The sequence below is a fragment of the Helicobacter muridarum genome (genome assembly GCF_000765805.2).
In the GTDB taxonomy this organism is placed as follows: domain Bacteria; phylum Campylobacterota; class Campylobacteria; order Campylobacterales; family Helicobacteraceae; genus Helicobacter_A; species Helicobacter_A muridarum.
Genome location: NZ_JRPD02000071.1, coordinates 1 through 571 on the forward strand (window position 1 = coordinate 1; position 571 = coordinate 571).

Sequence of the window (571 nt, forward strand, 5' to 3'; positions counted from 1 at the left end):
TATTTTGTCGTGTTGAGGGCAAATGCTCGAAACATCTCTTTGAGAATCCCTTGATTCTTTACTTAGAGATTCTTCACCTGCTAACGCAGGTTCAGAATGACAATTTGCCTTGAGATTTAGAATCTCATCAACTAAAGCAATGATTTGATTCACGATTGTTTGGTTTTTAGAATCTATTTTTGGAATTGGGAGTTTTTCTATATAAATTTTAGCTCCATAAACCCCATCACCCAGAGTTGCAGCATTATGTTTTATCCAATGTTTTGATATGTTAGAGTTTAACACCGATAAAAGATATTTAATTGAAAGTTCATTTTGACTTGCAATCATAAACATAGAATCTAAAATATAATGCCCCACCTCATCATAAGAAAAAGAAAGTTCATTTGAGATTCTATTCCATACAATCTTGCCTTGGTATTTGTCATTTTGAGTTTGCGTAGCAAAGGAAAAATCTCTGTCGTTTAAAGATACTTCAGCTAACGCTTCAGTATGACAAGCTTTAGAATCTTGCAAGAATTTGTGATATAAACGATAAAGATTCTCAATTATTTCTGTTCTCTCTCTCTCT

At 32.7% G+C, this 571-nt stretch carries 1 protein-coding gene; it reads right to left on the minus strand.

The window, feature by feature from the left end; translation table 11 throughout:
* Positions 1–571 (minus strand): TaqI-like C-terminal specificity domain-containing protein (locus LS73_RS09775; RefSeq protein WP_034559883.1); only part of this gene is annotated, 571 nt, incomplete at both ends.